Consider the following 23154-nt stretch of genomic DNA (forward strand, 5'->3'; position numbering starts at 1 on the left):
AAGACTATGAGTGCAGCCAAAAATATAAACATCACCCTAAAAATTTGGCGTCAAAAAAACGCAAAAACTAAAGGGTCATTAGAAACATACAAACTAGATAATGTTTCAACATCGAGTTCGTTCTTGGAAATGTTAGACCAATTAAACGAGCAATTAGTAAATGAAAGAAAAGAGCCGGTTGCGTTTGACCACGATTGTCGCGAAGGAATTTGCGGAATGTGTTCTTTATACATTAATGGACGTGCCCACGGTCCGGATACAGGCATAACAACTTGTCAATTACACATGCGTATGTTTAACGATGGCGATACCATCTATGTAGAACCTTGGAGAAGTAAAGCTTTTCCGGTAATCAAAGATTTGGTGGTAGATAGAAGTGCGTTTGACCGTATCCAACAAGCTGGAGGTTTCGTGTCGGTAAACACTTCTGGAAACACGATTGATGCTAATTCGCTTCCTATACCTAAGGCTGATGCAGACAAAGCATTTGAAGCAGCCGCTTGTATCGGTTGTGGAGCTTGTGTGGCGACTTGTAAAAACGGTTCTGCAATGCTTTTTGTTGGAGCAAAAGTGTCGCAATACGCTCTTCTACCACAAGGAAAAGTAGAAGCAACAGAACGCGTTCTAAACATGGTGCGTCAAATGGACGAAGAAGGTTTCGGAAACTGTACCAACACGGGTGCCTGCGAAATCGAGTGTCCAAAAGGCATTTCCCTCGAAAATATCGCTCGTATGAACCGCGAATATTTAAAAGCGAGTTTATAAAATAATTTGCAGCAGTATATCAAAAGCATTCAGCAACAGTTGAATGCTTTTTTTTGTGGGCGTTCCCCAAGGGTCGGGCTTTCCGCTATATCTTTTGTTCTCCCGATTGCTATCGGAAGAACAAAAGGGTGCCACTGCAATCCCTAACGCAAATCCTGCTTAAAAAGAAAAAGTAGTATATTTGAAGGACAAACAACCAATCATGCGAATTTATATTCTTTCAGTTTTTCTTTTCATATCCGGACTAACTTTCAGCCAAAATTACCAACAATACGTTAATCCTTTCATCGGGACAGGTGGAACGGGTCATACCTTTCCTGGGGCTACTGTACCCTACGGAATGGTACAACTTTCCCCAGACACCCGAATCGACGGCAGTTGGGAAGGCTGTTCCGGCTATCATTATTCCGATAATCGCATTTATGGTTTCTCGCACACCCATCTCAACGGAACCGGCGTTTCCGATTATGGCGATATTTTGCTAATGCCAACCATGGGAGAACCATCCTTTGACAATAAAATCTATTCTTCTACTTTTTCACATGCCAACGAAAAAGCCTCAGCCGGATTTTATTCCGTCAAATTAGATAAACATAACATCGATGTTCGATTAACTACATCAACCCGAGTTGGTTTTCACGAATATACCTTCAATGAAAGCGGCTTAGCCAATATTATTTTAGATTTAAATCATCGGGATAAATTGCTGGAAGGCTATGTTCGAGTTATTGATGACAAAACTATCGAAGTATTGCGAAGAAGTGAAGCATGGGCTCAAAATCAATATGTTTATGCCAGAATTGAGTTTAATGTTCCTTTAAAAATAAACAAAGAAAAAACCATTTTTAAAGGTGTAAACGGAGAATATCACGGGACAGAACTTGCTTTTAGTTTCTCCAAAAAAGTAAAAAAAGGTGAAAAACTACTCGTAAAAGTAGCTCTTTCACCCACAGGATTTGAAGGTGCACAACTCAACAGCACTGAAATTCCACATTGGGACTTCAATAAAGTAAAAAAAGCAGCAGAAGAATTATGGAACAAAGAACTATCCAAAATTGAATTGACTTCTTCCGATAAAAACAAACTCACCATTTTCTACACGGCCTTATATCACACGATGATGCAACCCAACATCGCTCAAGATTTAGATGGAAAATACCGAGGTCGCGACAACAAAATTCATCAAGCCGAAGGATTTGATTATTATACCGTTTTTTCACTTTGGGATACGTTTCGAGCTGCTCATCCGCTGTATACGTTGATCGATAAAAAGCGAACATCCGACTATATCAACACGTTTATCAAACAATTTGAACAAGGAGGTCGCTTACCCGTTTGGGAGCTCGCTTCCAATGAAACCGATTGTATGATTGGATACCATTCCGTTTCCGTGATTGCCGATGCTATGGTCAAAGGCATCAAAGGTTTTGACTATGAAAAAGCGTATGAAGCGGCAAAACATTCCGCTATGCTCGATCATTTAGGATTGGAGGCCTACAAAAAACAAGGTTTTATTTCGATTGATGACGAACACGAAAGTGTTTCCAAAACCCTAGAATATGCCTATGATGATTGGTGTATCGCTCAAATGGCTCAATTATTAGACAAAAAAGAAGATTATCAGTATTTTATGCTTCGTTCTCAAAATTGGAAAAACCTTTTTAATTGGGAAACCGGATTCATTCAACCCAAGAAAAATGGCGGATGGGACAAACCCTTCGACCCAAAAGAAGTGAACAACAATTACACCGAAGCGAACGGTTGGCAATACACGTTTTTTGTACCTCAAGATATTGAGGGACTGATACAAGCAATGGGCGGACATGAAAAATTCGAAGCCAAATTAGACGAAATGTTTAATTCTGCTAGCGAAACATCAGGTCGTCATCAAGTCGATATCACCGGTTTAATCGGGCAATATGCTCACGGAAACGAACCTAGTCATCACGTAGCGTATTTGTACAATTATGTCGGTAAACCCGAAAAAACAAAAGAAAAAGTACATTTCATTTTAGATAATTTCTATAAAAATGACCCCAACGGTTTAATTGGAAACGAAGATTGCGGCCAAATGAGTGCGTGGTATGTGTTGAGTTCAATGGGGATTTATAATGTGACTCCTGGTCAACCAAATTGGATGACTTCAGAACCTTATTTTGAAAAAATAAAGGTGAATTTTGAGGATGGAACTATGGGAACGATTGACAAATCAACCAATGACCGTATGTTTGGATTAAGTTTAAATGAAATGCCCGACAAAAATTATTTTATTAGAAATCATTCTGTTGTTCCGGTAATTGTTGCTGAAAGTAAGGCTTTTCAAAACAAAATGGATATTTCTTTTGATTCTCAAAATAATGAAGTTGAATTTTTCTATAGTTTGAATGGTAGTGACTTTAAAATGGCTAATAAGAACACTTTAACTCTTGATAAAACAACAGAAGTAAAACTTTATACAAAAAACGGTAATGGTCAACAAAGCAACACCGTCTCTGCCAAATTCTACAAAAAACCAAACAATTTCACCATCGATATCAAATCAACCTACAATCCGCAATACCACGCCGGTGGTCCGGAAGGCCTGATTGATGGTATTTTTGGTACAGAAAACTGGCGAAAAGGCGATTGGCAGGGCTATCAATCGCAAGATTTTGAAGCAATCATTGATATGCAATCTACCCGTGAAATCAGTCAAATTACGGCCAACTTTTTGCAAGACACCCGCTCTTGGATTTTGATGCCCATCAAAGTGGACTACTATATTTCAGATGACAACGTGAATTTCACCCTTTTCGACACGCAAGACAATACGATTGACCCGAAAGAGTACAAATCCACCATCAAAGGATTTAAAAGCGTTAAAAAGCCTGTAAAAGCTCGCTATGTAAAAGTAAAAGCGACCAACTTTGGCAAACTACCGGAATGGCACCAAGGTTTTCCGTTTAATGGGGAAGCGTTTATTTTTGTGGACGAGATTACGGTCGAGTAGAGAAGTTTTTGTTTGAAGTTTGAAGTTTGCTTTGCCAGTCGCCTTTCAGGCTCGTGTCAGGTTTCAAAACCTGCGACCAAAAATTTCCGAGTTTTCCGTGCTTTCTGTGCGAATTAATCCTTCCAACCCCAAGGCGACTCAGGATTTTCAACTGTTTCACTCAAATCAAATGACACCGAGAAAACCCGATCTGTTCCAATTCTCCGCAGATTATAAGTAAAAGCTTTGTCATCCACGGTTATCCACCAAACATTCATAGATGCATACGGAATCAATTCGCTTGTAAATTCATCCGCCGGGAAAAACTGAATGCTGTGCGACCCACCGTTGGTTGAAGTTCCGCCGTATTGTGTTACTTTATCCGGTTTGCCATTTTTCTGACGATGGTCGTGTTTGAGTGTAATTCGACCGTTCTTATAAGTCAATACCCAAGTTCTGGACTTATCATCACCCACAAAAAAAGGAATTCGGATTTTATTTTTTTCGCACCTTTTTACATGCATAACTAACTTTTTTCCGCGAAATTCATCGTTGGCCGGGGCTTCAATTAGTTCGCCTTCAAACGATTTTCCACAATGTTTTTGCAAGGCTTCCCAGAATTTTTGGGAAGCTGATTTTTCTTGTGCTTGCAGTGAGAAGCAAATTAATAGAGCAAATAAAAGAGTTCGTTGTAGCATAGAGTGTTTTTTCGTGAAGATAGTGAATAATCTCAAATTAGTAATTTGTATCTTTATCAAAAAAGATAAAAATGATTGTTTCACTCATCCAAGCCCCTTTAGTTTGGGAAAATCCATCTGAAAACCGATTTTATTTTGAACAAAATATAAAGGCAATTTCGCAACAAACCGATTTAATTGTACTTCCCGAAATGTTTACCTCCGGATTTACAATGAATCCAAAACAAGTTGCTGAAACTATGAAAGGCGAAACAATCGAATGGTTAATTAATCTTGCAAAAGAAAAAAACGTAGCGATAGTGGGAAGTTTAGTCATCCAAGAAAAAGAACATTTTTTTAATCGTTTGGTATTTGTTTTTCCTTCCGGCAAATTGGAATATTATGACAAAAGACATCTTTTCACTTTAGCAGGGGAAGAAAAAGTTTATCAACCGGGAAATGAAAAGAAAATAATTGAATACAATAATTGGAAAATTTGCTTACAGGTTTGCTATGATTTGCGTTTTCCCGTTTTCGCCCGAAATATAGAAGAATACGATTTACTGATTTATGTTGCAAATTGGCCAAGTGTAAGAACAAATGCATGGGATATCTTGCTGAAAGCTAGAGCGGTAGAAAATCTAGCCTATGTAGTTGGTGTAAACAGGATTGGATTGGATGGTAACGGACATGAATATGTTGGACATTCGCAAGTGATTGATGAATTAGGGAATTATCTCTTGGAACCGCAACGCAATGAATATGTTTTTCATGTTGCGTTAGATAAAGAAAAAATGCTTGAAACACGAAAAAAACTGAATTTTTTGAATGATCGTGATGATTTTTCGATTGCTTACTGAACTCTGTAAACTGCGAATGCAAACTCAAATAACGATCATCCACCACTAAACTTCAGCGTTTGATTGACATCCCAGTTTGCTCTGACTTCAACCGGGGTGGGAAAATAGCGGACTTCTTCGGCTTGACGTTTTTCTAGGTAATTCCCAGTGTCCCAGGTTTTGTTCTTGTTTTCATCATAAATGATTCTAACCGTAAACATTGCCGGTTCAATTAGATCAAAATCCAAAATTGTTTCTCCCTCTGAGTAAGCCGAGGCCAATAATTTTCCTTTGTCATCGGTCAATTCAACAATGATAGGGAACGATTTTATTCCTTCCAATTGAAGCCGGAGATTACCATAATCGGCCACATCTTTTGTCGAAACTCTATAGCCGGTAGAATCGCTTTCGCGTTCTAACAAATCAGTAAACGCCCCTTTTTCTAGAGTGAAATTATACTTTTCGAGAGGTTCTTTTTTAAAATCAATTTCAACTTCTTGTTTTTCGGTGATGTATTTAGTCGAAAAAGCAACAGCAACTGAATCTTTATTTATTAATTTAATTTTTGATTCATCAATTTTTATCAATGGAATTGAACTCGTGAGCGTAAATTTATTTCTAAAATGGAGCGTTCCGCTCTGTTTCGCTTTGATAATCAATGAATCTGCTTTTTGATTCTTCATTTTAACCGTAAATTCTCTTTCAAAATTATTTCGGTTTAATTTTAAAGAAAGCGAATCGGTTTTAATGGGTTTAAACCAAATTTGAACAGAGTCTTTCCCCTCAAATGGCGTAATGACAGTGGGAATAATTTCGTTGCCGTTTTTCAATGCTGCTTTTAAGTTGTCTGATTTTCCTTCGTATCCAACGATTATTCTGTTTCCGGAAGCCTGTGTTGGTTTTAAAGGTTTAAAAGGCAATTCTTCTTTAAATAACTCTAATTCATAAGCAAAATCACTAGGAACGGTGATGGTTTCATTAAAAAAAGCAATTTTATCGGTTTTGGGGTCAAATTTATTGTTATTGTTTATGTCTTTTAAGGCAATAAGTTGATAATTCCCTTCCTTTAAATTTTCAAGTTTAAATGTTTCTAAACTATCTAATGTATTGGTTATATAACGCGGAACCTCTTTGTATACAATAGAATCATTATAGCTTTCATTTTTTTCATATAACATCACTGAAACAAAATTGTCGGTTTTAAGACTAAATGCATCTTTAATGGTTCCTCTTAGTTCAAGCGAATCGATGTAGGTTCCGGTAGAAAAAATATATTTAAATTGTTGATAAGGGTTACCTTCGTTATTATCCTGAATACTATTACCGAAATTTAAACTATATGTAGTATTTTCAAGCAATGTGTCTTTAAGTGTAATTTTTATTTCTTTAGAAGCAACCATCGGAGAGATGAGCGGTTGCGTTTTCATTGGTGGCGAAATAATCAATTGTTTGTTTATGTCTTTTAATTTCACATATTCGTCAAATTGCAATTTGATGGTATTTCCTTTAAAGTTTACAGAGAAATTCTTTGGTTCACTCAGTTTTAAAACGGGTGCAATTGTATCTTTCATCCCGCCGGTAATGTAACCTCGTTTGGCACAGCTCGTAAAAAACGCTAAGACAAGAAGCAAAAACAGAAATTTCTTCATTTTAAAAAACGCATAAAGTTGTCACAAAATAACAATTATATTTAGTTTAAAAGAAATGTTTTAGGTTTTTATTTAAGAATGACTAATGTGTGTAAGCCATACAAACAATGCTTAATCGGGCTCCTGGAATGCTGAGTATTTCTTTGCCGCATCGTTCTAACGTTGCTCCTGTAGTTATTACATCGTCAATCAAAAGAAAGTGTTTGTTGTGATGGTTTTCGTTAAACTCAACTTCAAAAATAGTTTTTTTTGCTTCCGTTCTTTCTAAAAATGATTTTTTGGTTTGCGTTAAAGCATACGTTTTTCTGTGTAAAACATTTTCATAAAAGGGTATTTGTAGTGATTTTGAAAGTGCTTGACCAAATGTGGTTAATTGATTATAACCACGCTCTTTCATTCTCTTTTTGTGTAGAGGAACCGGAATAATTGCATCAAATTTTAATTGAGAATGAATTTTTTGAAGTTCTTCACCATACCAATCGCCTAAAAATACTCCTACTTGTTGTTTATTCTTGTATTTGAGATGATGAATGAGTTCTTGTACCATTCCTTTTTTGTAAAAATAAAGATGAGCAGAGGCATGCTCTAAAGGTAAACGGCCATAAAACTTTCTTAGAACTTCATTATCTATTATTTCTGTATGTCGAGTGAGCGGTAGCTGATGCCGGCAGTTTGTACAAACACAAACTTCATTTGATAATAATGGATTTTTACAGGTTAGGCAAACCTCAGGGAAAAATAAATGGAGTATACTTTTTAGCATTTAGGCGTGTAATTAAGGATAGAAGTTTAACTTTTAAATAACAAATGTATTATTTTTTTTAAAACTTTAACAACTTAGTAGTAAATCGAATCACTTTATTCTATTTTTGCACCATTATGGCGAAACAAGAAGATAATTTTAAGAATGTAATTTCACATGCAAAAGAGTACGGATTTATTTTTCCGTCCAGTGAAATTTATGACGGTCTGAGTGCCGTGTATGATTATGCTCAAAACGGAGCAGAATTAAAGAAAAACATCAGAGAATATTGGTGGAAATCGATGGTGCAAATGCATGAAAACATTGTTGGTATTGATGCTGCGATTTTTATGCACCCCACTACTTGGAAAGCTTCCGGTCACGTGGATGCGTTTAACGACCCGTTGATAGACAACAAAGATTCAAAAAAAAGATACCGTGCTGATGTGTTAATTGAGGATTATGCCGAAAAATTAAACCAAAAAGCTCAAAAAGAAATCGACAAAGCAAGAGAACGTTTTGGCGATGCGTTTGACGAAGGTCAATTTGTGACCACTAATGCTCGTGTGATAGGATACAAAGCCAAACAACGTGAGATTTTGGAAAGAATGGCACGTTCGTTAGGCAATGAAGATTTGGCCGATGTAAAGGCGTTAATTGAAGAATTAGAAATCGCTTGTCCGGAATCCGGTTCACGTAATTGGACCGAAGTACGTCAGTTTAACTTGATGTTTGGCACCAAATTAGGTGCTTCTGCTGATAATGCGATGGATTTGTACTTGCGTCCGGAAACGGCACAGGGAATTTTCGTGAATTTCTTAAACGTACAAAAATCGGGTCGTATGAAGATTCCGTTTGGAATAGCTCAAACCGGAAAAGCCTTCAGGAACGAGATTGTAGCTCGTCAGTTCATCTTCCGTATGCGTGAATTTGAACAAATGGAAATGCAATTTTTCGTGAAACCGGGCGAAGAAATGAAATGGTATGAATACTGGAAAGAAACCCGCTTAAAATGGCATTTATCATTGGGTTTAGGCAAAGAAAATTACCGTTTTCACGACCATGAAAAATTGGCTCATTATGCAAATGCAGCGGCGGATATTGAATTTAATTTCCCATTCGGGTTCAAAGAATTAGAAGGAATTCACTCCCGTACCGACTTTGATTTAAAAGCTCATGAGCAATATTCAGGAAAAAAACTGCAATACTTTGATACAGAGGAGAATAGAAATTATGTTCCGTATGTTGTAGAAACATCTGTTGGTTTAGACCGAATGTTTTTAGCTGTTTTCTCTAATTCTCTAGTTGAAGAAGCGTTAGAAGACGGTTCAACCCGTACCGTTTTGCGTTTGCCTTCGGTTTTAGCACCAACCAAAGCCGCTATTTTACCTTTGGTAAAGAAAGACGGTTTGCCTGAAATTTCAAGAAAAATTGTAGAAGAATTAAAATGGGATTTCAATGTGGCGTATGATGAAAAAGATGCCGTAGGTCGTCGTTACAGAAGACAAGATGCATTAGGAACACCATTTTGCATCACTGTTGACCATCAAACTATAGAAGATGAAACGGTTACCATTCGCTACAGAGATTCAATGCAACAAGACCGTGTGAAAATTGCTGAATTAAGAGATATTATTACCAATGATGTTTCGATGCGAAATTGGTTAATGAAAATGTAAAATTGATATATTCACAAGTATAAACAGTCCAAGTACTATCAAAATAGTGCTTGGACTTTGTTGTTAAACGACATTTTTTTACACCTTATCGAAAGCTTTGCCTGTTGTTTTTTTTCGATTATTTTTTAACTTATGTTTGTTAATAATTATAAAAAACGAAATCATTTTACATTCTTTATTATAATTAACATTGCAATGTAGAAAAACCGCCCTGTTTTATACATTTTAACCTACAAATCAATTTTTTTTAACGAAATAAAAGCAGGAGTGATGTCCTGATTTTGAATTCAGAAGATTTTGTAGGTTTATGGTGCATTCTTACCTCATTCTTGACGATGATAGCAAAAGCATTTTGAAAATCCAATCTGTGATGGAGGGGTTTTCAAATTTTCAGCTTATGGCTACCGCGACCAATTATGAGGACGGTTTAAATGCTATTTTAGAATATCAACCGGATTTCGTTTTTTTAGAGATTAATCCGCTTTCTCCCTCTTCTAACCTTTCTTTGTTGCTAATCAATGAGCTACATCGGTTTTTAAAGAAAATTCCTAAAATTATAGCTGTTTCGCACGATTCAAGCAAAGCGTTTGAAGCAGTAAAATATGATGTATTAGATTTTTTAGTTAAACCTTTTGCCGCTTCAGACGTTCGAAAGGCATTACTAAGGTTCGAAAAAAACAACGATACTCCGGTAATTCGTTTAAACCCGGAGCCAAGAAAATTAGGAGTTTCTAAAAATATAGAAACAGAACAAGAGGTTTTAGAAAATGGTCATCCGGAGAATGAATTGATTATGTTGAAGCCTGAGTCAATTCAGGCCCCTACGGTTAATGATGAAGTGATTACACTTTTAAAGACAGAATTATCCGAATTAAAAGAGGCAATTATAGCGTTGGCAAACCATGAAAAACCAATAGTGGATTCAGAAGCCATTACCAAGCAACTCATCACAACTTTACAAGAAGCTCTACCGAAAGAAACGCCTAAAGTTGATTTAGAACCTATTCTATCTGAAATCAAAAACATTACGATTGAATCGCCCAAAGCAATTGTTGCTTCTGATGAAATTCACCGCAATTTAATTTGCATCAAATCGTATGGCGATTATCGTTTTTTAGAACTCGATGAAATTACGTTCCTCAAAGCAGATAATAATTCTACCGATATTACTTTACACAATGGAGAAGTAATAACTGCTTTTAAAACACTTAAATATTTTGAAGAAAATCTTCCGGTTAACTTTTTCAGAATACACAATAGCTATATTGTCAATAAAAACTATGTGTCACGAGTACATACCGGTAATACGGTTTGTTACATCAAAAACACCAAGACACAACTCCCGTTTTCCAAGAGCTACAAAGAGAATGTTGAGCAAATTATAGCCCAATTAGCAGGCTCAGAATTCAAAGACATCTAAAATAGATAATTTTACCAATATTTTAGGTTAATCTACAACCAAACGAATACAATCTACCAATCACCCCTTGATTTTATTGGCTGTGCGTGATATGCACTCTACTTTTACACCGTGAATGATTGTCTCCACGTGATGCAACAACATGTAAACAATTGCATGCGTTCACCATCAAAATCGAAATTCAACTCATAACTTAATATCACAACATTATGAAAACTTTATTCGCATTATTAGGACTTTTTATGTTTGCTTCTGTATCTTCTACAGATTTGACAATTGAAAGAAATGATAAAACTCAACAATCTAATTTATCTTTAGAGAGTGGTGGTAATCAAGTTGGTGGCAACAAAAAAGATAGTGCACTAATAGGTTTAGCTCTTGAGTCAGGTGGAAATCAAGTAGGTGGGAATAAAAAAGATAGTGCTCTTATAGGATTAAGCTAAGTTTATCACGGACATATTTATTTGTCAGTAATAATTAAAAAAATTTTGTTATTTCTGACCTTATTAAAATCTTTTCAATATTTTTGAATTATAAATTTAAAAATATTGAAAAGATTTTTATTTTACTCTGTATTCCTTATTTTTATTAATTGTTCAAAAGAAGATCTTAAAGTTGTTAATTCTAATACAATTAATGATAGTATAGATTATTACCTAGAACAATCGAATAATTATGATTTATCAGATTCAGATAGATTACATTCTGCAAATAGAGCATATAAATTAATCAATAATCAAAAAGCAGATTCTCTAAATTTTCTCAACCGTTATTATGTTGCTTTTCGATTTTATAATCTTAATAAATTAAATAATTATAAACAAGTTATTTCTACAACACTTGATTTAGCCATCGAAAGACATGACACTATTAATATGGCTAGGTCTTTTTCTTATCTGGGAGATTATTATTATGATGCTAATATGAGTGATAGTGCTTATTATAATTATTATCAGGCCGAAAAATTATTTTTTAAACTTAAAAATAATAAATTGATTGGTCTTATGTATTTAAAAAAGGCAAATACTCAAATTAGAATAAAAGATTATTTTGGAAGTGAAAAATCCGCTGTAACAGCCTTAAATTATATAAGAATAGACGGAAATAAAAACTATGAATATGATGCATATAATATATTGGGCTTGTCTTGTTTAGAAATAAAAGATTTTGAGAAAAGTTTGGATTATTTTAATAGAACACTAAAGTTAGCAAATGAAGGGAAAGTAGTTGATTATTACCAAACAAGAGCACTTGCGTTATCTAATATAGGAAATGTTTACCTAAAGAAAGAAAATTATAAAGAAGCATTAAGCTATTTTGAAGAAGCAATTAAAGAGCCAAATCTTTACAATGAGTACACTACTTTATATGGTTCAATTCTAAATGAGATGACCTACTCTAAATTTAAATTGGGCAAGAATGGTAATATTCCTGTAGATTTTTACAAAGCTTTAAAAATTCTAGAGGCATCTGAAAATATTCCTAATATTTTTGGTAGCAAAATTTATTTATCTGAATATTACGAAAGTCTTGGTGAGATAGATAGTGCAAGAAAATATGTTGATTTAGCTTATAAGTTATCTAAAGATAGTAAAATAATCAATCTACAGCTCAAAGCTTTAAATCAATTAACAAGAATAAATCCTGAAAATGCAAATGTTTATTCTAAGGAATATTTAACACTTAATGATAGTGTCATAAAAATGGAACGAAGCGTTGCAGAAAAATTCGCACGTATCGAATACGAAACCGATGAAATCAAAAGACAAAAAGAACAATTGGCTTCACAAAATCGCAACATTATTCTTTTTGCTGTTTTGGCTATATTTATTATTGTGTTATTGTATGTAATTCGTGATCAACGAAGTAGAAATAAATATTTTCGTCTGCGAGAACAACAACAAAAGGCCAATGAAGAAATTTACAGCATGATGTTAAGCCAGCAAAAAAAATTAGACGAAGTAGTATTAAAAGAAAAACAACGCATTGGTCAGGAATTGCACGATGGGGTGTTAGGTCGTTTGTTTGGAGCTCGTCTTAACCTAGACAGTTTAAATAAGCAAAGTGACGCTTTGGCCATTGCCGGAAGGGACCATTATATTACAGAACTCAAGTTTATTGAACAAGACATTCGCGAAATATCCCATGAATTGAGTCGTGAAAAATTTGCATTAATCAATAATTTTGTGGCCATTTTAACCAATTTGTTTGAAGAGCAAAAAAATTTATCTGAAGACACAAATGTAAAATATGCAATAGACCAAGCCATCAAGTGGGATAAGGTGGATAATGATGTGAAAATTAATTTGTACCGCATTATTCAAGAATCCCTACAAAACATTAATAAATATGCAAAAGCCAAAAATGTTTCAGTTAATGTATTAAAAGATAATGAACATTTGCATGTAATGGTGATAGACGATGGGATTGGATTTGATGTGTCAAAGAAAAGCAAAGGTATTGGGCTTCAAAATATCACTTCTAGGGTAGAAACCTGTAAAGGAACTTTTGAAATCAAATCAAAACCCGGAAAAGGAACAACCATTACCATAGATTTGCCGTTTAATAAGTAAAATATGATTTTGTTTTAAAAAAATTAAATTTCAAATAATCTAATTACAGACAACACAAATTAAATTATCTGTCTCAGTATGATGAAAAAAATTATTTTATTTTTTGTATTACTTCTGCTCTTATTTGTTGTGTTTGTAATATTATTTGGTAAAATAAGTATCAAACAGACAAAAGAAAAATCTTCACTAGAAGAAAGTTCTTTTTACAAAAATTATTACAGTAAAGAGGATTTATTATTGATTAATGTTTGGTCAATTGGCAGTCAATCAATTCTCGAAGGAAACCCAAAAATAGAAGAAATCGTGAATAATTATGAAGTAAGCCTAATTACAATCTCAACAGAAGAAGATACTCTTAAGCTAAAAGGTTACTTATTAAATAAACCAATTGTGAAAACTAAAGATATAACACTTCAGAATTATAACGCACGAGATAGAATTTTTGAAGTTATAGAATTCAGTGATTATAAAAAAGGGTTGTCTAATATTGTAACTTTTAGTGTCAAAAAAACACCCTACACGGTATTAATAAAGAATAAAGAAATAATTTTTAAATCTGACGATAATTTAGACATTAAAAAATTAGATGAGATTCTTAAATCTATTAAAAATAAACATTTTTAAAACAAACACTTTTGAATTTACCAAAAGTGTTTTTTCTTTTTTTATATTTGAATGTTATTTTCATCCAAATAGACAACCAACAACTAAATCATGTCAAAAAATTATCAAATTATTATTGTTGATGATCACCCGTTTATCATCGAAGCCTATAAAAATGCTTTAAAAAGTTACAGTGCCAATTCGTTTGAATATACTACCACGCAGGCTAATAACTGTAAGGCGGCTTATGAAACCATTACAAATGCCACCCAAGCCTTTGATATAGCTTTTTTAGATATCAGTATGCCACCCTATGAAGAAAAAGGCATTATGTCAGGTGAAGATTTGGCTAAATTATTACGTAAATTGATGCCGGATTGTAAAATCATTTTGCTCACTATGCATACCGAATTAATCAAAATAAATACAATTATTAAAGAAATTAACCCAAACGGATTAATCATCAAAAACGATTTAACTTTTGACGAACTGTTAAATGCTTTTGATAAAATCTTAAATAACGATAATTACTATAGTCAAACTGTGGTAAAGTTTGTGAGTCAATCGCAATATGAAAATTTACAGGTAGACGAGTTTGACAAACAGATTTTATACCAGTTGTCAAAAGGAATAAAAACCAAAGATTTACCAAGTTACGTGCCACTTTCTTTAAGTGCTATTGAAAAGCGAAAGCTTAATTTAAAGGAAATATTAGGCGTAAAAGGAAGTAGTGATATTGAATTGATTACGGAAGCAAAAAACAAAGGGTTGATTTAGTCAGCCCTTTTTTAGTATAATAAACCGTATTAAAGTTGGTAGGAAACCACAGCAAAAAATGTGGTAAACCGTAACTAATTGTTTAAAAATCAAGCTACTTTTACATCGAGTTAGTGAACATACTGAAGTTTCTAATTAACCTAGGAATGAAAGAAGAGTAAACCGAATAAATACCACCCTTTTGTAAGTCCCCCAAGACTTAACCTACTAATCGGAAACTCAAAGAAAAAATTGAAAAAGCAATAGGCCCCAAACTATTGCTTTTTTGCTTTTATTAAAGTTGAATCAAAACACATGAATTTTTTCTCGAATCTCAAAAGTTTTATCAGCAATAAAAACTAAGTTTACGGGAAACCACAACAAAAAAGGAAGAATACCGTAAAATATTCTGAGTAAAACCGTATTTAGATATCAAGAAGGTCTATATATCTTTACATCATCAATAACGTAGTAATTAATCATCATTAAAATATTGACCCAAGAACGTACTGAGTAGCCACATCGAAAAAGAAATACCACCCTTTTGCCCCAACGAAAGATCTGATTCAAAAACAAACGCTACTTACTTACAAAAACAAAAGAAAAAGCAATGCACCCCAAGGCATTGCTTTTTTTGTTTGAATGGAATGAATGAAGTTTTCACAAATTTAATCATTGAATTTTCGACCTCAATAAAATTTACGGAAAACCGCAACAAATTCTGAGTAAAACCGTATTTAGATATCAAGGAGGTCGATATATCTTTACACCATCAATAACAAAGTAATTATTCATAATTAAAGATATTGACCCAAGGACGTTCTGAGTAGCTAAATCGAATTAAAATACCACCCTTTTGCCCCAACAAAGGTTTATTTCAAAAAAAAGCTACCGTTTTCGTAAGGTTTAGATAAAAAAAGCGATAGCCCCAACTATCGCTTTTTTTATTATTCCGCTAAGGCATTCCAGCCTCTTGCTTTAAGTTCTATTTTTTGATTAGCTCGGGTAACCAAATGTTTGCCTTCACTTTCTTTTACCATATGACCAATAACCGTCAAGTTTGGATTAGCTTTGATTTTATCGAAATCTTCAATCGAAATAGTAAACAACAATTCATAATCTTCGCCACCGTTGATGGCTACTGTTGTGCTGTCGATGTTGAATTCTTCGCAAACGGAGATGAGTTGCGGATCTAAGGGTAATTTTTCTTCGTAAATTGTACAACCTACGTTGGAGTGCTTGCAAAGATGCATGATTTCAGACGAGAGACCATCTGATATATCAATCATAGAAGTAGGTTTTACTTCTAGTTTTTCTAACAATTCTTTAATGTCTTTTCGAGCTTCCGGTTTTAGTTGACGTTCGATTAGATAAGTATAATTATCTAAATCGGGTTGGTTGTTAGGGTTAACTTGAAATACTTGTTTTTCGCGTTCTAAAACTTGTAAACCCATGTAGGCCGCACCAATATCGCCGGTAACCACTAGTAAATCGTTTTCTTTTGCATCATTTCTGTATACAATATCTTCTGCATTTGCTTCGCCTAATGCCGTAATAGAAATAATTAATCCTTTTTGAGACGAAGTGGTATCGCCACCAATTACATCTACGTTATAATGTTTTGAAGCAAGCGTAATTCCGGCAAACAATTCTTCCAACGCTTCGAGCGGAAATCGATTAGAAACCGCAATGGAAACCGTTATTTGAGTAGGCGTAGCATTCATTGCACAAATGTCCGATACATTCGCCACCACAGCTTTGTAACCCAGATGTTTTAACGGCATATACGCCAAATCAAAATGTACCCCTTCGATTAATAAATCGGTAGAAACAACGGCTTTTTTATCTTTAAAATCCAAAACGGCAGCATCGTCGCCAATGCCTTTGATTGTGGAGGGTTGATTAATGTTGAAATGCTTGGTTAAATGATCGATTAAGCCAAATTCGCCTAATTGAGCGATGGAAGTGCGTTGTGGTGATTTTTCTTCTAACATAGTGTTTTTATGAAGGGCAAAGGTAGGAAGATTTTAGGAAATTTGTCCACGGTTTCAAAACTTGGGCTAACAAAAAACCCAACAACGCTCGTCATTGGGTTCTCCTATATTATCCTCAGTACCTTAGTCCCTCAGAACCTCAGCACCTTTCCTAATCATTCAACTTCAACACCGCCATAAACGCCTCCTGTGGAATCTCTACATTCCCCACCTGACGCATTCTCTTTTTACCTTTTTTCTGTTTTTCCAACAGTTTTCGTTTACGGGAAATATCTCCACCGTAACATTTAGCAGTCACGTCTTTACGCAAGGCTTTAATCGTTTCACGAGCAATGATTTTTGCACCAATTGCCGCTTGAATCGGAATGTCAAACTGTTGTCTTGGAATCAATTCCCGCAATTTTTCACACATTTTCTTACCAATATTATACGCATTGTCTTCGTGAATCAAGGCGGATAAAGCATCTACTTGATTGGCATTTAACAGTACATCTAACTTTACCAATTTCGAAGCACGCATTCCAATAGGATGATAATCAAACGAAGCATATCCTTTGGATACCGTTTTTAAACGATCATAAAAATCAAATACAATTTCTGCTAACGGCATATCAAAATTCAATTCAACACGTTCTGTCGTTAAATATGTTTGATTGGTGATGATTCCCCGTTTTTCAATACACAAACTCATCACATTCCCCACAAAATCGGATTTCGTAATGATAGTGGCTTTGATAAACGGTTCCTCCACACGGTCTAATTTAGAAGGTTCCGGTAAGTCCGAAGGATTATTTACAATAATTGCCGTGTCCGGTTCTTTTTTGGTATACGCCAAATAGGAAACGTTAGGAACGGTTGTAATTACCGTCATATCGAATTCACGCTCCAAACGTTCTTGAATAATTTCCAAATGCAACATGCCCAAGAATCCACAACGGAAACCAAAACCAAGAGCAGCGGAACTTTCCGGAGCAAAAACCAACGAAGCATCGTTCAGCTGTAATTTCTCCATCGAAGCCCGTAAATCTTCAAAATCTTCAGTATCTACCGGATAAATTCCGGCAAAAACCATCGGTTTTACGTTTTCAAAACCGGTAATCATATTGGTAGTTGGGTTTTTAGCATCGGTAATCGTGTCACCCACTTTTACTTCTTTGGCTTCCTTAATTCCGGAAATCAAATAGCCTACATCGCCCGTAGAAATGACGTCTTTCGGAACTTGATTTAATTTCAAAGTACCCACTTCATCGGCAAAATATTCTTTGCCGGTAGCCATGAATTTAATTTTCTGTCCTTTTCGTATCTCGCCGTTTTTCACTCGGAAAATAACTTCAATACCGCGAAACGGATTGTAATGCGAGTCAAAAATTAATGCCTGCAACGGTTCTTCTCTTTCGCCTTTTGGTGGCGGAATTTTCTCAATAATAGCGGCCAAAATATTTTCCACTCCAAAACCGGTTTTACCCGAGGCATGAATAATATCTTCTAAATCACAACCTAATAAATCAATAATATCGTCGCTCACTTCCTCCGGATTTGCACTGGGTAAATCCACTTTATTTAACACCGGAATAATTTCCAAGTCGTTTTCCAACGCCAAATATAAGTTGGAAATCGTTTGAGCCTGAATGCTTTGAGCGGCATCCACAATCAACAAAGCTCCTTCACAAGCAGCAATGGATCGGGAAACTTCATACGAAAAATCAACGTGACCCGGCGTATCAATCAAATTCAAAATATATTTCTCGCCTTTGTACATGTATTCCATTTGAATCGCGTGACTCTTAATCGTAATCCCACGTTCACGCTCCAAATCCATGTTATCCAGTAACTGAGCTTTTTCCTCACGAGCCGTCACCGTTTGCGTAGCACTAAGCAATCGGTCGGCCAACGTACTTTTTCCGTGGTCAATGTGAGCAATAATGCAAAAATTTCGTATGTTCTTCATCTTCGTTTAATTCAAATTTTTTGGGCGTTTCCCAAGGGTCGGGCTGTCCGCTATATCTTTTGTTCCTCAAGCTTCACAAAAGGATGCCGCTTCCATCCCTAACGCAAACCCTGCTCCTTAGCGAATTGTGTGCAAATATAAAGTAAAGTTTTGATTTATAGATTTGAAACTTAAACCCGAAACCAACAAAAATTAGTATTTTTGCAAAAAAAATTTCAATGCCAACTATTGGAAACATCATCTTGCCCGACTTTCCCTTACTTCTTGCCCCTATGGAAGATGTGAGTGATCCGCCGTTTCGTCGCTTGTGCAAATTGCACGGAGCCGATTTGATGTATTCTGAATTTATTTCGTCTGAAGGCTTGATTCGCGACGCCATTAAAAGCAAGCAAAAATTGGATATTTTTGATTATGAACGTCCGGTGGGCATCCAAATTTTTGGTGGCGATGAAGAAGCGATGGAAATGTCGGCCAAGATTGTGGACACTGTTCAACCCGATTTAGTCGATATCAATTTTGGTTGTCCGGTTAAAAAAGTCGTTTGCAAGGGTGCCGGTGCGGGTGTTTTAAAAGATGTTGATTTAATGATTCGCTTGACAAAAGCAGTTATTAAAGGAACCAATCTTCCGGTAACGGTAAAAACCCGTTTGGGTTGGGATGAAAATTCCATCAACATTGATGAAGTGGCTGAACGTTTGCAAGATGTGGGTGTGCAAGCCTTAACCATTCATGCCCGAACACGTGCACAGATGTATAAAGGACATTCCGATTGGTCGCACATTGCCCGTGTAAAAAATAATCCGAGAATTACAATGCCTATTTTTGGAAACGGCGACATCGATTCACCGGAAAAAGCATTAGAATACAAAAATAAATATGGTCTTGACGGAATGATGATTGGTCGTGCCGCCATTGGTTATCCTTGGATTTTCAACGAAATCAAACATTATTTTAGAACCGGCGAACATTTACTCGAACCTACCATGAAAGATCGCATCGAAGCCGCCCGAAATCACTTAATCTGGTCGATGGATTGGAAAGGTGAACGAGTAGGAATTTTTGAAATGCGTCGTCACTACACCAATTATTTCAAAGGCATTCACGGATTTAAAGAATACAAACAAAAATTAGTCACCACCGATGGAGCAATGGCTTTAATGGATATTTTTGATGAGATTGCAGAGGTCTATGCTAATTATCAGACGGTTTAAATTTACCGTATAAGTCATATAAGTTTAGTTTTTCTTATATGACTTATAGGGTTAAAATGAAAAAGCTACACCACCATTTTTTTCCATTTCCCTTTTTTATACAAAAGATAACCGGAAATGGTAATGCACGTTTCCGCAATTGGAACTGCCATAAAAACGCCTGTTGGCCCCATTTGTAAATACTTCGCTAAAAAATAAGCTAACGGAATTTGAAACAACCAAAACCCGAAGAAGTTAATTTTCGTGGGTGTCCATGTATCACCTGCTCCGTTGAATGCATTGATGAGCACCATTCCAATTCCATAAAAAACATAGCCTAAACTCATAATTTGAATGGCTTCTACGGCTATGTCTAAAACGGCTTTGTCATTCGTAAACAAAGTAATAATTGGTCGGGCTGCGGTTAATGTTACTATCATAATCAAGGCCATGAAGATAACATTGTATTTTGCGGTTACAAAAACTGATTTTTCAGCACGTTCAATCTGTTTGGCTCCTAAGTTTTGACCCACTAACGTAGCGGCAGCACTACTCAATCCCCAAGCAGGAAGTATAAAAAACATCATAATTCGAAGAGCGGTTTGATAACCGGCGGAACCAATATCTCCTCCGGTTGTTGCGACAAGGTTAGCCATAAAAATCCAACTACAAGAAGCAATCACAAATTGCAAAACACCTGGAGCAGCAATTTTAACTAACGCTTTTATCTGATTAAAATCAGGAGTTATGTAAGCAACCATCATTTTGATAATGCCTTTTCCGTTGAAAAGGTGATAGAGTTGATAAATTACTCCAATACTTCTCCCAATTGTAGTCGCAATAGCAGCTCCGGTTAGACCATAAGCAGGAATCGGTCCCCAACCGTTAATCAAAATTGGATCTAAAATAATATTACAACCATTGGCCAACATCAAACTTTTCATTGCAATGGCGGCATTTCCTGCACCACGAAAAATCCCGTTGATAAGAAAAAGTAGCATAATGGAAATACTTCCCCCCATCATAATTTGCACAAATGAAGTTCCGTAAACGGCTGATTCCTGCGAAGAACCCATCCAAATTAAAATATTAGTTGCATAGATGATTCCAAAAATACTGAGAATGGTATTTACAGCTACGGCAATTAATATGGCTTGCATTCCGGCTTTTGCCGCAGCAATTGGATCTTTTTCGCCTATTCTTCGGGCAACAACAGCAGTCGCTGCCATACTGATTCCGATGGCTAATGAATAAATTATAGTGAGAACCGATTCGGTTAATCCAACGGTTTGCACGGCAAAACTGCTGTTTTCAAGGTGTCCGACAAAGTACAAATCGACTAATGCAAAAACCGATTCCATCATCATTTCCAACACCATTGGAATGGCAAGTAGGATTACTGCGGTTTTTATTTTTCCGGAAGTATAATCAAAATTGGCTTCTCCTTTTAAAGCCATTTTTATAGTAGAAAAGATACGTGAAAACATATCTTGTGATAGTTTATTTTCTGTCATTTTTTATAAAGATTAAGTGAATAAAAATTTATCTAAAAGAATTTTCAGATTAAATTAAAGCAAGAAGAACGTCTTTATACGAAATAAGGACAAAAAAATACTATCATATTTCTTGAAGTGAATTACAAATGTAAATTTATTTTTAAAAGAAGAAAATTATTCCAACAATTTTTTATTCACTCGGCTACTGGCAATCCAAGAGGCTAGAAATCCTAAAACGGCGAAGGTTGCAATCACAATAAATACATTTACAAATGAAAACCGAACCGGATAGGCCATGTTTTGGTTAATCATTATGAACCCATATTTTTGTTGTAAAAAAGTAGTTATTATTCCAAGAATTAAACCAACTATTCCACCAATTAAACAGATTAAAAACCCTTGGTAAAGAAAAATTTTTCTTAATTCTTCAACGTCAGAACCTAAATTGAACAATGTTTTCAGATTTGATTTTTTTTCGATAATAATCATAATCAAAGCTCCAATCAAAGTGAAAAGTGTGACGGCAATAACCAATGAAAAAATTAAATACAAAACTAAATTTTCAGTGTTTAACATTTTATAGAGCGAATCATTCAGTTGTGCTCTGTTTTTAACGGTAACCGTATTTTGTAGAATTTTTTCAAGAGAACTTTTAACGTCAGTTTCATCTGCGTTTGGTTTGAGTTTTAATTCTATTCCGGAAATTTGAGTGGGTTTATAGGCTAATAATTCCTGTACAATACTTAAATCAGCAAACACATATTTTTGGTTGAGGTCTTCATTGATAAAGTAAAAACCCACCGGAACTAAAACGGAACGGTTAAAAGCTCCTTCCGGCGAGTCAATCGTTCCTTTACCTGGTTTTGGCACAAAAGTTTCAAATACATTAACCAAATCAAACAAACCCATGGATAGTTTTTGACTAATACCATATCCCACAACTACTTGCTCTGTGTTTTCTTCAATCCATTGTCCTTGAAAAATTGTCTTTTCAACTTGATTTACTTTGTTGAAGTTTTTGTCAATACCCTTAATGTTGGCCAAAATATCCTTTCCATTAAAGGTAAACAGAGCTCTTTCTTCAATAATTTTACTAAAGTAGGCAACTCCTTCTAAATTATTGATTTCGGCTTCTTGTTGACTTGTAATGCTGATGGTTTTACCCGATTTAGCAACTGCCTTTAAATCTGGGTCAAAATCATTGGCGAACGATAAACTAAAATCTTTCAATCCGCTAAAAACAGACATAACAACAAACAAAGCCATTGTTCCTACAATTATCCCTACAGAGGCAATGATAGTTATAATGTTTATTGCTGTATTTTTACTACCGCTAAAAAGGTATCGTTTGGCTATGTAAAGAGAGAATTTCACCTTAAGATTTCTTTCTTTTAGCTAATAGAGCTGGATTTTCAATTGGGTTTTCTTCTCCCGTTAGGGCTTTGTCTATTTTTTCTATATAATCTAACGAATCATCAATATGGAACGAAAGATTCGGAACTTTTCGCAATTGAAGTTTCACCCGCTGTGCTAAATCATGTTTGATAAGAGGCGTATTTGTTTTGATTGCGGCTAAAATTTCAGGGCCTTTTTCAGTAGGAAAAACGCTTAAAAATACTTTTGCAATAGATAAGTCAGTTGTAACGGCCACTTTTGAAACGGAAATAATTAAGTTAGCAATTCCGTTTTTTCGCACTTCTCCCTGCAAAATATCAACCAAATCATTTTGCAAAACGGCACCTATTTTTTTTTGTCTGTTTGTTTCCATGATGCAAAAATACAGATTTTTGTTAGTATATAAATTTAATTAATTTTTGTATATATATTTATCTAATCTTTAGTAATTTGTTAGAAA

Annotated in this window: 18 protein-coding genes; 10 read left to right on the top strand and 8 right to left on the bottom strand. The window is 35.1% G+C overall.

Annotation, left to right across the window (positions count from 1 at the left end):
• The first annotated feature begins 6 nt into the window (after window positions 1-6).
• Together R2782_RS04050 and R2782_RS04055 are read left to right on the top strand one after the other, a co-directional pair.
• Window positions 7-765 (top strand): succinate dehydrogenase/fumarate reductase iron-sulfur subunit, encoded by a 759-nt coding sequence (locus R2782_RS04050; RefSeq protein ID WP_371266791.1) that lies wholly within the window; start codon window positions 7-9, stop codon window positions 763-765.
• A gap of 181 nt (window positions 766-946) precedes the next feature.
• On the top strand, window positions 947-3754 hold the full coding sequence (locus tag R2782_RS04055; RefSeq protein WP_371266792.1) for a GH92 family glycosyl hydrolase: 2808 nt from the start codon (window positions 947-949) through the stop codon (window positions 3752-3754).
• Window positions 3755-3867: 113 nt separating this feature from the next.
• On the opposite strand, the gene R2782_RS04060 is transcribed toward R2782_RS04055, so the two are convergent.
• The gene (locus R2782_RS04060) at window positions 3868-4431 is read right to left on the bottom strand and encodes a hypothetical protein (protein ID WP_371266793.1); all 564 of its coding nucleotides are present in this window, start codon (window positions 4429-4431) and stop codon (window positions 3868-3870) included.
• A gap of 71 nt (window positions 4432-4502) precedes the next feature.
• On the opposite strand from R2782_RS04060, the gene R2782_RS04065 reads away from it, so the two are divergent.
• Window positions 4503-5270: an amidohydrolase gene (locus R2782_RS04065; RefSeq protein WP_371266794.1), complete on the top strand. Its 768-nt coding sequence runs from the start codon at window positions 4503-4505 to the stop codon at window positions 5268-5270.
• A 35-nt stretch (window positions 5271-5305) separates the two neighbouring features.
• Here the strand turns inward: R2782_RS04065 and R2782_RS04070 are convergent, their stop codons facing one another.
• Together R2782_RS04070 and R2782_RS04075 are read right to left on the bottom strand one after the other, a co-directional pair.
• Entirely contained in the window at window positions 5306-6898 is a 1593-nt protein-coding gene (locus R2782_RS04070) for an Ig-like domain-containing protein (protein WP_371266795.1), read from the bottom strand.
• Between the two features lie 82 nt (window positions 6899-6980).
• A complete protein-coding gene (locus R2782_RS04075) occupies window positions 6981-7445 on the bottom strand; it encodes a ComF family protein (RefSeq protein ID WP_371266796.1) in 465 nt (154 codons plus the stop codon).
• A gap of 332 nt (window positions 7446-7777) precedes the next feature.
• Between R2782_RS04075 and R2782_RS04080 the strand changes: the two genes are divergently transcribed.
• From R2782_RS04080 to R2782_RS04105, 6 genes are all read left to right on the top strand, one after another.
• Window positions 7778-9319, top strand: coding sequence for a glycine--tRNA ligase (locus R2782_RS04080; RefSeq protein ID WP_371266797.1), 1542 nt, complete (start codon window positions 7778-7780; stop codon window positions 9317-9319).
• A 352-nt stretch (window positions 9320-9671) separates the two neighbouring features.
• Window positions 9672-10739, top strand: a complete 1068-nt coding sequence (locus R2782_RS04085; RefSeq protein WP_371266798.1) for a LytR/AlgR family response regulator transcription factor — start codon at window positions 9672-9674, stop codon at window positions 10737-10739.
• Between the two features lie 209 nt (window positions 10740-10948).
• Window positions 10949-11182 carry a hypothetical protein gene (locus tag R2782_RS04090; protein ID WP_371266799.1) on the top strand — a complete coding sequence of 78 codons (234 nt, stop codon included), beginning with the start codon at window positions 10949-10951 and terminating at the stop codon, window positions 11180-11182.
• Window positions 11183-11287: 105 nt separating this feature from the next.
• Complete coding sequence (locus R2782_RS04095) at window positions 11288-13312, top strand: ATP-binding protein (RefSeq protein ID WP_371266800.1); 2025 nt, start codon at window positions 11288-11290, stop codon at window positions 13310-13312.
• Between the two features lie 78 nt (window positions 13313-13390).
• A complete protein-coding gene (locus tag R2782_RS04100; protein ID WP_371266801.1) occupies window positions 13391-13936 on the top strand; it encodes a hypothetical protein in 546 nt (181 codons plus the stop codon).
• Window positions 13937-14026: 90 nt separating this feature from the next.
• Window positions 14027-14692 (top strand): response regulator, encoded by a 666-nt coding sequence (locus R2782_RS04105; protein WP_371266802.1) that lies wholly within the window; start codon window positions 14027-14029, stop codon window positions 14690-14692.
• A 926-nt stretch (window positions 14693-15618) separates the two neighbouring features.
• On the opposite strand, the gene thiL is transcribed toward R2782_RS04105, so the two are convergent.
• Window positions 15619-16665 carry a thiamine-phosphate kinase gene (gene thiL, locus R2782_RS04110; protein WP_371266803.1) on the bottom strand — a complete coding sequence of 349 codons (1047 nt, stop codon included), beginning with the start codon at window positions 16663-16665 and terminating at the stop codon, window positions 15619-15621.
• A 151-nt stretch (window positions 16666-16816) separates the two neighbouring features.
• Entirely contained in the window at window positions 16817-18613 is a 1797-nt protein-coding gene (gene lepA, locus R2782_RS04115; RefSeq protein WP_371266804.1) for a translation elongation factor 4, read from the bottom strand.
• A gap of 218 nt (window positions 18614-18831) precedes the next feature.
• Between lepA and dusB the strand changes: the two genes are divergently transcribed.
• Window positions 18832-19824: a tRNA dihydrouridine synthase DusB gene (gene dusB, locus R2782_RS04120; RefSeq protein WP_371266805.1), complete on the top strand. Its 993-nt coding sequence runs from the start codon at window positions 18832-18834 to the stop codon at window positions 19822-19824.
• Window positions 19825-19889: 65 nt separating this feature from the next.
• Here the strand turns inward: dusB and R2782_RS04125 are convergent, their stop codons facing one another.
• The 3 genes from R2782_RS04125 to rbfA form a co-directional block, all read right to left on the bottom strand.
• Entirely contained in the window at window positions 19890-21317 is a 1428-nt protein-coding gene (locus R2782_RS04125) for an MATE family efflux transporter (RefSeq protein WP_371266806.1), read from the bottom strand.
• A gap of 156 nt (window positions 21318-21473) precedes the next feature.
• On the bottom strand, window positions 21474-22673 hold the full coding sequence (locus R2782_RS04130) for an ABC transporter permease (protein ID WP_371266807.1): 1200 nt from the start codon (window positions 22671-22673) through the stop codon (window positions 21474-21476).
• Window position 22674: 1 nt separating this feature from the next.
• On the bottom strand, window positions 22675-23067 hold the full coding sequence (gene rbfA, locus R2782_RS04135) for a 30S ribosome-binding factor RbfA (protein ID WP_371266808.1): 393 nt from the start codon (window positions 23065-23067) through the stop codon (window positions 22675-22677).
• Window positions 23068-23154 lie beyond the last annotated feature (87 nt).

The sequence above is a fragment of the Flavobacterium sp. genome, assembly GCF_041392085.1.
GTDB lineage: Bacteria > Bacteroidota > Bacteroidia > Flavobacteriales > Flavobacteriaceae > Flavobacterium.